Annotated in this window: 14 protein-coding genes; 13 read left to right on the top strand and 1 reads right to left on the bottom strand. The window is 58.3% G+C overall.

From position 1 onward, the window contains the following. Positions 1–14: 14 nt before the first annotated feature. Entirely contained in the window at positions 15–869 is an 855-nt protein-coding gene (locus tag CA85_RS10850; RefSeq protein WP_146391333.1) for an alpha/beta hydrolase, read from the bottom strand. A gap of 726 nt (positions 870–1,595) precedes the next feature. Here CA85_RS10850 and CA85_RS10855 point away from each other — a divergent pair. From CA85_RS10855 to CA85_RS24860, 13 genes are all read left to right on the top strand, one after another. Further along, entirely contained in the window at positions 1,596–1,823 is a 228-nt protein-coding gene (locus tag CA85_RS10855; protein ID WP_146391334.1) for a Sec-independent protein translocase subunit TatA/TatB, read from the top strand. Between the two features lies 1 nt (position 1,824). Beyond that, positions 1,825–2,109 carry a Sec-independent protein translocase subunit TatA/TatB gene (locus CA85_RS10860; RefSeq protein ID WP_146391335.1) on the top strand — a complete coding sequence of 95 codons (285 nt, stop codon included), beginning with the start codon at positions 1,825–1,827 and terminating at the stop codon, positions 2,107–2,109. 224 nt (positions 2,110–2,333) lie between these two features. Continuing rightward, on the top strand, positions 2,334–2,843 hold the full coding sequence (ispF, locus tag CA85_RS10865) for a 2-C-methyl-D-erythritol 2,4-cyclodiphosphate synthase (RefSeq protein ID WP_146391336.1): 510 nt from the start codon (positions 2,334–2,336) through the stop codon (positions 2,841–2,843). A gap of 115 nt (positions 2,844–2,958) precedes the next feature. After that, positions 2,959–3,954 (top strand): ROK family protein, encoded by a 996-nt coding sequence (locus CA85_RS10870; RefSeq protein ID WP_146391337.1) that lies wholly within the window; start codon positions 2,959–2,961, stop codon positions 3,952–3,954. Between the two features lie 70 nt (positions 3,955–4,024). After that, positions 4,025–4,486 (top strand): RidA family protein, encoded by a 462-nt coding sequence (locus CA85_RS10875; protein ID WP_146391338.1) that lies wholly within the window; start codon positions 4,025–4,027, stop codon positions 4,484–4,486. 47 nt (positions 4,487–4,533) lie between these two features. Beyond that, the gene (locus CA85_RS10880) at positions 4,534–5,286 is read left to right on the top strand and encodes a 3-keto-disaccharide hydrolase (protein ID WP_146391339.1); all 753 of its coding nucleotides are present in this window, start codon (positions 4,534–4,536) and stop codon (positions 5,284–5,286) included. A gap of 461 nt (positions 5,287–5,747) precedes the next feature. Next, positions 5,748–6,758, top strand: coding sequence for a stage II sporulation protein M (locus tag CA85_RS10885; protein ID WP_146391340.1), 1,011 nt, complete (start codon positions 5,748–5,750; stop codon positions 6,756–6,758). A 6-nt stretch (positions 6,759–6,764) separates the two neighbouring features. Continuing rightward, positions 6,765–8,567 carry a DUF4129 domain-containing protein gene (locus CA85_RS10890; RefSeq protein ID WP_146391341.1) on the top strand — a complete coding sequence of 601 codons (1,803 nt, stop codon included), beginning with the start codon at positions 6,765–6,767 and terminating at the stop codon, positions 8,565–8,567. Then, positions 8,564–9,847, top strand: a complete 1,284-nt coding sequence (locus CA85_RS10895; RefSeq protein ID WP_146391342.1) for a hypothetical protein — start codon at positions 8,564–8,566, stop codon at positions 9,845–9,847. The genes CA85_RS10890 and CA85_RS10895 overlap by 4 nt, the downstream gene beginning before the upstream one ends. An 80-nt stretch (positions 9,848–9,927) precedes the next feature. Next, positions 9,928–10,941, top strand: coding sequence for an SAM-dependent methyltransferase (locus CA85_RS10900; protein WP_186774879.1), 1,014 nt, complete (start codon positions 9,928–9,930; stop codon positions 10,939–10,941). A 133-nt stretch (positions 10,942–11,074) separates the two neighbouring features. Next, positions 11,075–11,842, top strand: coding sequence for a DUF726 domain-containing protein (locus tag CA85_RS10905; RefSeq protein ID WP_186774865.1), 768 nt, complete (start codon positions 11,075–11,077; stop codon positions 11,840–11,842). Then, positions 11,839–13,485 (top strand): ATP-binding cassette domain-containing protein, encoded by a 1,647-nt coding sequence (locus tag CA85_RS10910; protein ID WP_146391344.1) that lies wholly within the window; start codon positions 11,839–11,841, stop codon positions 13,483–13,485. The genes CA85_RS10905 and CA85_RS10910 overlap by 4 nt, the downstream gene beginning before the upstream one ends. A gap of 31 nt (positions 13,486–13,516) precedes the next feature. Then, positions 13,517–13,684, top strand: a complete 168-nt coding sequence (locus CA85_RS24860; RefSeq protein WP_186774866.1) for a hypothetical protein — start codon at positions 13,517–13,519, stop codon at positions 13,682–13,684. Positions 13,685–14,163: the final 479 nt, after the last annotated feature.

Here is a 14,163-nt window from a genome sequence, read left to right on the forward strand (position 1 = left end):
GGAAAGAGGTGGGCTCAATTCGACGAAAAGCCCACCATGGTTCGGTCGGCATCGTCCACCACCGAATCGCCAACGCGGGTTGCGTCGGGCCTCGGTGAGATGATCTTATCAAAACACCAGCGGTCAATGTCTTTCAGGGCCGTCGTATTCATCACATCATCATCTTGATACTGGCGGATTTCAACCTGAGCGCGAATCATTTGTGCCATGCTGATATCGCGAGCCAGTGTTTGCGGCTCGTCGTCGACTCCGTTGGCGGCTTGGAGCCACAGCATCGGCAGCCGTCGGGCGCGAAGCCGTTTGAAATCCAATGCGGCATCACCGGAGCTCGGGAACTCGCCGCCTGCTCGCACGACACCCGCGAACCGATCGCTGTGCAATAATGCCACCTGGCACGCCATCGCGGCGCCACTGCCGTAGCCGGCGAGGATGATGCGATCGGGGTGAACCGAGAAAGCCGCTTGCGCCTGCTCGATGGCAAGGCAAACATGTTCACATGCCTTGGCTGCCGCGCCTGGGTTGGTTGACCAGTCAAACCCAAAGCCGCGGACATCGGTGGCGCGTGGGGCTCGCACGCCTAAGCCAACGTAGTTTCGCGTACTGATGTACGGCATCACCTGTTCGATCTGTCGCTCGTTGTGGCCGGCGGAGTGTAGCCAGACCAGCAGCGGGTACTGATAACCGGCTTGGTAGTGCAGCGGTGAGAGCAACTGCAGGCTGCTGCGAGGGGCCAGTGAAAGGTCCGCCGCCGATGTGTCGTGCTGCAAGGCGGCATGATCGCTTAGCAACGCGGTGCCATCGGGTTCGTCAGACGTCGTGGTCTCAGCGGGTGGTCCTAGATTCCAACGGCGTGACAGCGAACCACTCATCGAAAGGCCTTGTTGCAGAGGAAACAAAGCAGTCAAACAGCAGAGCATGAAGCCGTTGGACCGCGAAGGTGAGACGACGTGAAGGCTAGTGCCATCGCCACCCTGTTGTCAACTCCGATTCGACCAAGAGCATCAAGTTCGCGAGACTGTCTGTGAGGCCAGGAGTTGCTTGCAAAACGGGTTGCTGCTGAGCGTGCCCAGGCACAGCGGTTGTTAACTAGTTGCGTCGCAACATCTTCTCGATTTGGTCGGCTGCGGTGGTTGTTCCGGTGAGAGAAGTGACAATGCCGGAGCCGAACGAAATTGGCGTCGAAGGAATGTCTCGAAAGAGCTCCCGGACCAGCATCCAGGACGCCCGGGCGAGAGTGCCTTTGACGCCGTCGTCCGAGCTGTCTATAATGAGTGACTTGCACGGGTAACCTTCGCTGCCAATAGCGGCGGATGTCCCGCGTTCTTCGGTCCCGGAGATGTTTGCAAACGAGTGGTTCTGTCTGTGTGCAGGATGGACTCGATTTGCTCTCGATCTACCCGCTTTCGCCGAGGTTGTTTGCTCAAACTGAAATCGCTCATCCGGCGACACTGCTTTCGTTACTCGAACGAGTAGGTAAGCTGCTGCGTCGAATCAGAAGCGACTTGATGCGAACGACGCCAATTTCATTGACAACAGATGATTTTGGTCCACCCTATCACGTCTGAAGAATCCAACCCATTAGCGGGACAATTGCCATGTTGACTGCCTTTACCTCACCCGCCCTTCTGCTTGCTTTCATCGGTGGCATGCCGGGTACGTCCGAACTTTTGATCATCCTGTTCATCGCTCTGCTGCTCTTCGGTGGTTCCAAATTGCCGTCGCTGATGCGAAACCTTGGCAAGAGTGCCAACGAGTTCAAGCGTGGCATGGCGGAATCGACGGATGACGTTGACGAGTCGGAAAAGCTTCACGAAAAGGTCTGAGATGTTTGGTCTCAGTTTTTTTGAGATGTCCGTGATCGGAATCATTGCGGTGGTTTTGTTCGGCGGCAACCTGCCGGAAGTCGCGAGGAAGTTCGGCCATTCGTACAGCCAGTTGCGGCGCAGCCTGCACGATGTGCAACAGCAGTTCCGTGAGGCGCAGCGAGATGTGGACCAGGCCATGGCGGTCGATGATCGCCCAAAGTCTGGTAGCAAGACCGCGATGTACGATGATGAGCAGGACGACGCGCCCGAACCGTCTGCTCCGAAGTTCACCCCGCCAAGCTGAGCGGTCGTGCAGATTTCGAGTGCTAGCGAGTGAGCGATTTACTTCACCCTCGCTCTAACTTCGTCGGTGGCGGGTGAAGTCTCGCAGGCGTTCGCCAACAAAGAACTTTGAAACTGAGGGACCTCCTAACCAGGAAGTCTCGTCGGTTGCGAACATCGTCGAGACGTTCGCTTGCTCGAATCCCTAAAACGCTTGCGGCGTGTTCCCGCCACCCCGGCTGACTGATGGCTCATCCTGCACCTCCCTTTCGCATCGGCCTCGGCTACGATTCTCATCGGCTCGGCCGTGGTGGTCCGTTGCGGATCGGTGGAGTGAGTATCGGTGATGAGGCTCCTGAGTGTTTCCACGCCATCGGCCACAGTGACGCCGACGTGTTGCTGCATGCAGTAACCGATGCGTTGCTCGGAGCGATCGCGGCAGCTGATATCGGGCGTTTGTTTCCCGATGATGCCGAAGTCAATCGCGATCGCGACAGTGCCGAATTCATTGCCGCGGCGCTCGCGAAGGTGCACGAGGCGGGATACGCAATCGGGAATTTGGATGCTGTGATCCTGGCTCAACAGCCCAAGATGGCGCCACACATCGATGCCATGCGGCAGCGGATCGCAGGGCTGCTGCAGTGTCCAATCGACTCGATTGGCTTGAAAGCGAAAACCGGGGAAGGGGTCGATTCTGTGGGGCGAAGCGAAGCGATTGCGGCCCGAGTTGTCGTGCTCTTGCAGCGGGCGGTGTGACTCGCGGCGCCCACATATCTCGTGCGCCCGTGTATCCGTTGGAGTTGATTCTGATTATGCTGGCGCCGAAAAGAAATGCCAGCAAACCGTCTGCTTCCATCACTCGAGGATCGTTTTGAAAGATATTTGGATTGGTTTTGATCTCGGCGGCACCAAGATGCTAGCCGTTGCATTTGACAGCGACATGAAACCGGTAGGGCGACGACGGCGGAAAACTCGTGGCAGCGACACGGGTATGTCTCGGATCGTTTCGACGATTGAACGTTTGCTCGACGATAGCAAAATCGATCCCGACCGGGTGGCGGGGATTGGCATCGGTTGTCCTGGCCCGATCGACTTAGAAGCCGGCCGATTACTCGCATCACCCAATCTTGGCTGGGACACGGTCGACGTCCGCAAGGTGCTCAACAAGCGGTTTGATTGCCCCGTTGCGGTTGTCAACGATGTCGACGCCGGTGTCTACGGAGAGTATCGCTTTGGGGCCGCCGAAGGCAGTCGCTGCGTCGTGGGGATTTTCCCCGGGACAGGTATCGGCGGCGGTTGTGTTTACGAAGGCAATATCTTGCATGGAGCGGGCATCTCCTGCATGGAGATTGGACACACCCGAATCAGCTCGGGCGTTCGCAGCAGCGGTGGTGAGATTCCCGGAACTTTGGAAACGGAAGCGAGCCGTCTGGCGATCGCATCGGAGGCAGCCAAGCTCGCCTATCGCGGCGAGGCACCGGCGCTCTTGAAGGATGCTGGGACAGATCTATCGTCGATTCGTAGTGGGTCGTTGGCTGATTCAGTCAAGAAAGGCGACAAAGCAGTCAAGCAAGTGATCGAGGAAGCCGCGACCGTGATCGGTTACGCAGTCGTCAACGTTGTTCACATGCTCTGTCCCGACAAAATCATTTTGGGCGGCGGGCTGGTTGAAGCTATGGAAGACTTGTTTCTTGATCGAGTTCGCAAGACGGCACACCACTGCGTGATGCCCGTGTATAAGGATCGTTTCAAAATCGTAGCTGCAAAACTAGGTGATGATGCGAGCGTGATGGGCGCCGCCGCCTTCGCAAAGTCGCGATTGGAAAAGGACGATGCCGGTACCAAAGCGAACGGATCCAAAGACTAGGCATCCTCTTCGGAGGCCATGTCCATCCAAATACTCTCCTCAGTAACCCTTCACCCCGGAACGCTGCACCATGAGTCACGACGCCCGAATCGAGCAACTCAATCTCGAACTCCCGCCACCGCCTCAGGCCATGGGGTTGTACAAGCCGATCGTGCAAGTCGGCAATCTGGTTTACCTGTCCGGTCATGGCCCGCTGCAGAGCGATGGGTATCCCCTATCGGGCCGTCTCGGTGCCGACATGGATCTTGAAAGTGGTCGTGCTGCTGCTCGCTTGGCTGGGATGGCAATGCTATCCACACTCCGCAACCACCTCGGATCGCTGGATCGCGTCACGCGTTTGGTGAAACTGCTCGGCCTCGTTCGATGCACCGATGAGTTCGATGCCCAGCCGGCTGTGATCAATGGATGCAGCGAGTTGCTGCGTGAAGTCTTTGGTAACGAAGCAGGGATTGGTGCCCGCAGTGCGATCGGTGCGTCTGCCCTGCCAGCGGATATGGCGGTTGAAATCGAAGCCATTTTTGAGATCCAGTAGCTCCTCACCTTTCTTCCCCCACCTCCCACTTTCAGTGCTCACCTATCATGAAAAAATATCACGCTTTCTGTCTCGCGCTTCTCGCGATTGTTTGTTCCTTCCGCCCGGGTGCTGCAGAGGAGTACCTGACGGGTATCGATTGGGCTGAGCCGGAAGTTGTTACGCCGGGCGAGACTGATAACGATCCGCCATCGGACGCCACGGTTTTGTTTGGCGAGGCGGCGGACGTTTCGAAATGGAAGGGAGCCGATCGCTGGAAGACCGACGGTGATGTGTTGATCACCGGAAGCGGGATGATTCGCAGTAAAGCCGAGTTCGGTGATTGCCAACTTCACATTGAATGGTCAGCACCCAACCCTCCCAAAGGCAGTTCGCAAGGACGTGGCAACAGTGGCGTGTTCTTGATGGGGGTGTATGAGATGCAGGTGCTCGATTCCTACGAGAACAAAACCTACTTTGACGGTCAGGCGGGCTCGATTTACAAGCAGACGCCTCCGGCCGTGAACGCCATGCGTCCGCCTGGAGAATGGAACGTGTACGACATCTTTTGGACAGCGCCGCGCTTCGATGACGACGGCAATTTAGAATCGCCTGCCTACATCACGGCGACCCACAATGGCGTGTTGGTGCTGAACCATTTCGAACTGCGCGGCGACACACCCTTCAACCGCGCCCCGCAGTACAAAGACATCGGTGGAAAAGGACCGATCGCTCTGCAGGATCATGGCAACCCAGTTCGTTTTCGCAACATCTGGGTGCGCGACTATACCCCCCCGCAAAAGGCGTCCGAAGCCGAGTAGGGTTTGATGAAGCTGTCTTCTGGGGAGGCACGGTTTGCAGTGAATCCGCAACGCTTCAGGCTGTCGATTCATTCACTGCCAGCGAATTAGCGTGAGCATCATAGCCCGATGCGTGAGCGAGAGATCACATCGAATCCGTAGCTTTGACCGACTGCCCGGTTAGCAACGCACGATCAATTTCTGTCGTAGTGGACGAGGCGACGAGTCCAAAGCCGCAGGACTCGTCGCCTCGTCCACTGTTAAATCCGACACTTATTCGTCGTGTGTTGCTTAGCGACGGGGCAGATTTTGCTTTTCACTGACGCGTTGGATTGCCAAGACGATGGTCCGTTTCGCGGCCAAACCTCGGGTGAGCGTGGTGCCATTCGGATACGCACTCCGGGCGGAGCATGGCTTCGCCTCAGCGGTCGAGGTTCCGCTATCATGAGAGCAGTCTCGACCTGCGAATTTGGATTCCGCTGATGAACATCGCCAAGCTACTCGACAAGCGGCGCAGCAACTGGGCCGAACTGGATCGTTTGTGCGACGCGATGGAGGTGACTGGAAAGACACGCAAAGCGGGCCAACAGTATCAGGGAGCGGAGGGAATCGTCCGCTTTGCTGCTTTGTATCGCGGAGCGTGCGCGGACTTGGCCTTGGCGGACGCCTACCAGTTGCCGCCTGCGACGGTCGCTTATCTGCATCGATTGGTCGCACGTGCCCACAACCAGCTCTACCGTAGCGGCAAGTTTTCTCCGGTCAGTTTCTTCGACCTGGTTTTCCGCGAAGCGCCGCAGCAGATCTTTGCAGACCCCTGTGTCCGCGTGGCGACGATCGTATTCTTTGGCATGTTTTCGCTGTCGATGTATCTCGGTTACGAGCAGTCCTTGTTTCCTCATTTTGCCGCCAATGTGATCGGCCAGGTTGAATTGGATACGCTGGAAGGAATGTACGAAAAAAAACTAGAGGGATCGCTGGATCACTACGTGCGGATGTCTGGCTTTTACATCATGCACAATACTGGCATTGGTCTGCAGTGTTTTGCCTACGGCATCCTGTTGATACCGTGCCTTTACCTGTTGGCGTACAATGGTGTGGCGCTCGGGACGATGTTTGGCTACATGGCCCGGGAGAGTACCGTCAGCAGTGATAACTTTTTTCACTTTGTCACGGCACATGGCCCGTTTGAGCTGACTGCGATCGCCTTATCGGCTGCCGCTGGGTTGCGTTTGGGAATTGGTTTTTTCCACACCGAGGGGCTCACGCGGATCGATTCGATGCGTCGATCGGCTCATCGCAGTGTGCCGATCATGGCTGCAGCGGCGACGCTATTCGCTTTGGCAGCGTTCACGGAGGGGTTCCTCTCGCCCAGCCCAGCTCCCTATCTGCTCAAAGCGGGTTGGGCGATTATGTCGTCTGCCCTGATCAGTTTTTACTTCGTGGTGTTGGGGTTTCCCCGCGCCCGCCAACGTCCTCCGTCGCAACGCGAATAGTCATCCGTGCAACTTGACCGAACCCATGTCGCGATTCGCGTGAGAACGCTTTCGGAGATTGGCGATTTGTCACTTGTGATGATTCGCCGTTACCCGAGGGCATTCTTTTCTGCGTTCTTCGCCGGCGCAGCTTTCTGGATCGTGGCTGACCTGTTGCTGCTGGGATGGTTGCCCTGGAGAGCGACGGAGGAGGCCTTCCGGGAAGGCGATGCGAGTGCGGAGCGATTCCGGTATCTCTTCTGGATGATGACGCTGGTGTTTTTGCAGACGCCGCTCGCCGGGGCCGTGTCGACCTATCTGCTCGGTCAATCGATCTTTGAGCAGCAGATTTCGGTCTCCCGCGCAATCCGCGAAATTCGACCTGTTTTTTGGCAGCTGATTTGGGTGCTGGGCATCCGGCGGATGGCGATCCCGGCGATGGTGGTCGTGGCGATGCGTTGGCACGCAGAATCCAACGCGTTCTATGACGTTTTTCTGCCAGCTACCTTCGTGATGGTTGTTGCCTTGGTGCGCAGCAGTCGTCCCTTTGTCGCTGAGATGATCCTGCTCGAGCGATGTCCGCTGCGAAGCAAGAACCCGGGAGACATCACGCTTGGGCGACGATCCAAGGCCCTGCACTCGCCGATGGCGAGTGAACTCGGCGGTCGGTTTTTGACGGTGACCACGACAATCGCGGTATTATTGGCGTGTATTTTCTTCGCGTTGTTATGGTCGCGCGGCATCGCACTGGGGAACTGGTCGGTCGACTCGTTCGCTATGCTGGTTTTCTTTCCGCTGGCTTTATGGCTGGTCGCGTCATTAAGCGTGATTGTCAAACTGTTAGGCTACCTTGATGCGCGTATTCGATTGGAAGGATGGGAGGTAGAACTCGCCATTCGGGCGGAAGCGATCCGCCAGTTCGGCGAGGATTCGATGTCGACCTTCCCGAGTCAGCCCACTGCGATACGCGAAACCAGTGTGTCATCGACTGGAGCTGATGCCCGGTCCAAAACGCTGTCGCTGTTGATCGCCGGACTCGTCGCGACAGTCTCGTCGATCGGTCCGCTCCAGGCCGAGAGTCAGGTGGCGATGGTTTCGGTTTCAGCGGCGGCTGCCGAAACCGCGTCCGCCCCGGTGGTCGCTGACTCGGCCTGGTTCGACTCCAACCAGGGAGAATTGCGGTCCATTGAACTGCGGGATGAAAGGGTGGACACAGAGAACCGCGAGAGTCGGTGGCAGGCGACTCCCGCGACAGCCAAGCCGAAACAGCCCAAGGCGGCGTCTTCATCGACGTCTACGGCCACGATGGGACTGAACGAGATCGTGGGTTGGACGCTGCTGATCGTGTTGGTGTGCGCCTTGGCGGCGTTGTTGTTGTATGTATTTCAGAACAGCACGTTTGACTTTGGGAATGAGTTGCCCAGCGACGCGGTGGCGAAGGGCAGCGTTCTCGATGAACAGACAAAGCAACGGATTTCCGAGCTGCCGTCGGAGTTGCGGACTACCGACGTCAGTCCGCGAGCGGAGCTGGAGCGACTGATGGAACTCGGAGACTTTGATCAGGCGATCATCTATCTGTACGGGCATCAGTTGTTGATGCTCGACCGGATCGGTTGGATTCGACTTTCACGGTGGAAGACCAACCGTCAGTATCTTCGCGAGGCGCAGCAATCGAGTGAATCGGCGAGTACTCCGCTGCGGCATACGGTGGCTGCTTTCGAGCAATCGTATTTCGGCAAACACCGTCTCAGTGGCGAGCAGTTTCAGCGGCTCTGGGATGAGAATCTAGCGATGGAATCGTTCCTTGCCGCGAGCGGAGGTGCGAAGTGATGGTACTGCGTTGCCGGATGGTTGCGGATTGTCCAGGGGCGAGGTGTCTGTGCTGGATACTGCTATTTGTCTCGGTGCAATTGGCGGGCTGCGCGCGTTTCCAGACCGAATATGGAGCCAGCGAGGGTGTATCAGGCAGTGAGAGTCTCAATGGGTTCGGTGCCTTGCGAGCCGCGTTGGAGGGATCGTCTGCGAACGTGCTGCCGGAGATTCAAACTCACGAGGTGGCGAGATTGTCTCAACGTGAAGTAGACAACGAAGCTCTTGTCTGGATACCGACCGCGTGGCCGCCCATCAATCGGCAGGAAGTCCAGCAATGGCTCGATCGCTGGCTCGCCCAGGATGGCCGCACGCTGATTTTTATCGTCCCTGACGCGGGGAGTGACGAGGCTTATTTTCGCGAGGCTGCTGATACGGCTCCGCCGGACCAGCGTTTGGCTTATCGCCGCCGCCTGGCTCAGGAGATCAACGAGCGCATACTCGCCGACGCCAATCGCAGCGACGTCACGCTTGGCGGATGGTTCACGGCGCAGTCGCTACCTTTCCGGGTGTCGCTCTCGGACCGACGGTTCGTCGATTTCTCCCTGGTGGCGAATCCGACAGTCACGGCCGGCAATGCTGCGCCGCCGCCTCCACCGGCCACCGAACAGACACATGCATTGGAGGTGCTCGAGCAAGAGAGCGTTGACGCACCGTCTGGATCGAGCAAGTTGACGACGCTGGCAAGACTAACGAGTCGACGCTGGAAAGGCTCTCAAGTCCTATTGGTTCCGAGCGGTTCTCTGTTGACCAATTTTGCGATGACCGATGTCTCGGCTCGGGCGATGGCAGGCCGATTGGCCAATGAGATTCGTCGAGCGAGTGACTTGCCGGTGGAAGCATCGATCGACGTTGGGTTTCTCTCGTCGAGTTATTCTCCCGTGCCGATTTCGCAGGCTAAGGCTGGATTCCCAAAGACGAAGGGATGGGAATTGATGACTGAGATGCCACTGAGTCTGATTAATATGCATGTGGCCTTTCTCGGAATCGTTCTATGCCTCATGCTTCTGCCTGCTTTCGGTCGCCCACGTCGAATCCGCTACAACCGACCGACCCATTTTGGAAACCATCTCTCGGCGATGGCTGCGCTGATGCGCCGAGGTGGCGGGACGGCGTATGCGAAATCGAAGATTAGCCAGTACCTCCGTCAGGTCCGTGGTGAGACGTCGGGTCCCTGGGTGCAACCTCCCACGGACGCAGCGGATCCTGCGACCACCAGCGAAACGAAACAACTAGAATGAATCAATCCTCTCCTTCTGCTGCCGGCACCGATCCTAGCACGCAGGCTGGCACCGCTCGCCGTACAGGGCCGAGCTACGTGATGCTGAGCTGCGCCCATGGAGCAGAAGGGCTTGTCAAATCCACGATCGCCGATGAGGGTTGGCGACTTTCGTTTTCACGACCTGGATTTGTCACGGCCAAGCACGATCAAGCACACTCACCACCGAGTGGGATCTTCATTCGCACCGCATCTCAATCGCTCGGCAGTGGCAAGTCGGGCGATGCTGATGAATTGATAGATCGTTTGCTCGAGGCGACCGATTCGCTTGAATTACCCGTCGATCACCTTCATGTCTGGCCGCGTGATCGAGCGCCGATCGGGCGGTTTGATTTCGAACCCGGCCCCGATGAAGTTTCGCTGGCCGTGGCGGATCGGATTCATGCCAGGCTCGGTCCCGAGCGGCTTCGCTGCGCCACGCCCAACGAGATCGCACAACCGTCCCAGCGTGTGCTCGATGTAGTGTTGGTCGATCCCTCGCAGTGGTTTTTCGGCATCCATACCGCGACGACGCTCCCGAGTCGCTGGCCCGGCGGCGTGCAGCCGGTGTCTCCCGCTTATGAACCGATTTCACGTGCATACTTCAAAGCCGCCGAATCGATCGCTTGGAGTGGGTTTGACCTACGCCCCGATGACTTGGCCGTCGAGGTGGGCAGTGCCCCGGGCGGGGCGTGCGGCCGGTTGCTCGAAATGGGGCTGCATGTCATCGGTGTCGATCCCGCGGACATGGATCCAAGGATCGCTGACCATCCGCGGTTCATTCACTATGCCGCTCGGGCGGGAGATCTGCCGCGGCGCGTTTTTCGCGGCGCGAAGTGGTTGCTGGTCGACTCAACAGTCAAACCCGACGCGACGCTCAGCACGGTCCGCAACTTGATCGATAGCCGCGATACGAGCTTTCGGGGCTGTCTGATCACGATGAAGCTGGGCGACTATGAGCGGGCGGAACAGATTCCACGCTGGCAGCGAGAGGTTCAACGTTGGCGGCCGAAGAAACTCGAAGTCCGCCATCTCGCGAGGAATCGTTGCGAGGTTTGTTTTGCGGTCACCCTTTGAGTCCGAAGAAGCTCGCCAAACAGCGTGTTTTTTTGTAAACTGATTGGAGTGGGTATTGGTGGCATGGCCGCGAGGCATGGCGTTGCCTTGCACGACCGTGCCCCGCTCTCTTCCCCGTATTGGAAATTTTTGCTTGTCCGTCACGCTGCATCCGCTTGAGGAATCCTCCAACGGACCGATTCATTTAATCATCGGTGGCTACCGATCTCGCCCGTCATTGGAGTTTATCAAGGCGGCTGGCTTGGTCGGCTCTATCTATGCGGTGCACTGGGCATCTGGCCGTTGGAGTGAGGCAGGTGCATCGGTGGGTGTCGCTGCCCGCGGAATCCGCTTTGGCGTCCCCGCTCTCCGCGCCGGACGAACGCTGCTTGGCGTCGGGACGCTCGCCGGAGGTGCGGGCGGAGCCCTGATGATGGGTGCCGGGCAGTTTCGCCATCGCTATTTCTGCGCCCGACGCGACGGTGCGTTGTTGCCGGGTCTATTGCGAGAAATCCCAGGGATTGGGGATCGCCCCCTGTTTCTCTATGGGCACTCGTTGGGCACTGTCGTCGCTCGATCGGCGCTGGAGTCACTCGACGAGCATCGTTACCGGATCGAGGATGTGATTTTGATGGGGGGGATGGCCTCGCGACGCGGATGGGAACCGTTGGCGGAGCGGTTCGCCGGCCGCTTGATCAATCTCTATTCGCCGCGCGATAGCATCCTGTCGATCGCGCCGGTTTGGGATCGTGTCGTGGGTACCGGCGAAGTTCAGCGGTTGTGTGACAAACGCTTGACGACTGAGCGGCTGATCAACCGAAATATCAGCAGCGTGCTGCCTCATCCTGTGAAAGCGCTCGCTCACCACAGTGGCTATTGGCGTCACTTCAGTCGCTACATTGGTTGTCCCCCGTCGCCATGAGTGAATCGGCAGCGAAAGCACTGGCGATCTCTCACCTCGATGTGAGGGTGGCGGGAAACGATCTGCTCAGCGATGTGTCGTTGAGCATTCCCGGTGGCAAGATCACGGTCTTGGTGGGCGGCAGCGGTGCTGGCAAGTCGGTTCTCTTGCGGTTGCTCGCTGGGATTCTGCCGCCCGAGCAATTGCCGGTGTATTGGAAGGGCGACGTCTCGGTTGGAGAGGCGATGTCCGATTCGCGGTCGCCTGGGCGAACGGGGATTGTTTTCCAGCAGTTTGCACTCTTCGATGAGCTGACGCCGACCGCCAATGTGCAGTTCGCGATCGACCATCGAGCCGACCGTACCCAGCCGCCACGGTACAGCGCGCCGGAGTGGTTGGAGTTGCTCGGTGTGCCAGCCTGGCCACCGGTGGCCGCCCTCAGCGGTGGCCAGAAACAACGGCTTGCGATCGCACGGACGTTGGCCGCCGATCCAGAGCTGATTCTCTATGACGAGCCCACCTCGGGACTCGATGCCGTCACCGGCCAACGCGTTGCTGAGCTGATCCAGGAGACCCAGCGTCGCTTTGAGCGGACCAGCCTCGTGGTCACGCACGACTATTCGACGTTATTGCCGATCGCCGATGAAGTGCTGCTGCTCGATTCGCAGAACGCGACCATTGTGCCCGTTCCTCGCGAGCAATGGCCGGAGATTGCCGAACGCATGCGCGCCAACTCAGCGAATGTATCGGCGAAGACGCACCACGGAGTCACCGAAACGAAGCGTTCCCTTGGCAGCCGCGCTCGGGCCGCATGTGTTGACGCGATGAGTCGCTTTTTCGGTGCGACCGGTGCCGCGGTGTTGGCGATGGGACGACTGCCGATCGATGCGTTTCCCATCGTCCCACGGGCGCGTTGGGCAGGACGCTTTTTACTTCACTACCTCGGTCTGATCGGTGGGCCGACAGCCTGCGTGTATCTCGTGATCGCGGGGATCATCGCGGGCTTCACGACAACTTATTTCACGCTGCGTTTCTTGCCGTTTCGCTTGTACACGCAGCCCCTCCTGATCGACGAGCTGCTCGCTGCCATCGGCTTTGCTCTCTACCGCATCCTCGTCCCGATTCTGGCCACGGTGTTGATCGCCGCTCGCTGTGGCGCTGCCGTCGCGGCCGACGTGGGCGTGAAGCAGTATGGTGGGCAGATCGATGCCTTGAAGACATTCGGGATTCGCGCCCCCGCCTACCTCTTGGTGCCCATCCTGGGGGCATTCTTGATCGCCACGCCGATCCTGGAGTGGCTCGCATTCACCGCGTCGCACTGGGTCAGCCGGCTTACCTTTGTGCTGTGTTATCCCGAAATCGGGATCCACTTTTGGCGTCAGCATTTCTTCCGCGCCGTCACGCTGCCACCCGATTCGCTCGGACAATCCGTGTGGGGATCCAATCTGCCTGTGCTGGGCGTGTTCTTGCTAGGCAAGGGCTGGGGATGGGTCCTGCTGAAAAACCTACTCTGTGGGGTGGGGACGGCCGCGATTGCTTACCACAGTGCCATCACGGCCAAGCAGTCTGCGAGCGACGTCAGCCATAGCATCACCTCAACGGTCCTGTGGGGGACGCTGTCTGTCTTGATTGTGCATTTTGTGATAGCCTTGTTCGAGTTTTAATAACCACCCCCCATTCATTATCGCAGCCGGTATGGACAAGAAAGCCAAGAAGCGACTCGACGTGATCAATAAGAAGCTGCAGACACTCCGCCCCCGTCTGGCTGGGTCGAAAGAGCAAGCCGATGATCCATCGGAACTGGCAGAGCTCGAGAACGAGATCAGCAAGCTCGAGGCCGAAGCGGCTGAGCTGCGAAAGTAATTCGGAGATCACCCGGAATCGGCCTGAGCGCAGGGGGCGGGTGAAGTCTTGCAAACAACCATTTCAGAAACGGCATGCCCCCGTCGTACGCCGAGTGCTGTGAGAACGCGTCAATCGTGACGCAATCGTGACTGAGCCCCCCCGAGGGGTAGCTAGACTACCTTTATGCACCGACATAGACCCCGTAGAACCAAGTGTTTTACGGGCTTTTTTCGTTTTCGGGTTTTCTCTGTAGTGGCCCATATCAGCAGGAATGGGACCGCCAGAATCGGCGGTGCTCATTGGCTCGCCCGTTTCGGTGCTCAATCCAGACGCGAAGTGCTCATCCGTCACTCGGACGTAATACTTGGCCGCGGTCGCTGAACGATGGCCTAGCCACGCATTTACAACGTGATCCTGGAATATCTCTTGCAATTCGGTTCGCCGGGTTGCCCGCAGATTCTGAAAAGTCTTTTCCCAGATCGGCAAACTCCGCGATT

The organism is Allorhodopirellula solitaria, from assembly GCF_007859855.1.
Classification (GTDB): domain Bacteria; phylum Planctomycetota; class Planctomycetia; order Pirellulales; family Pirellulaceae; genus Rhodopirellula; species Rhodopirellula solitaria.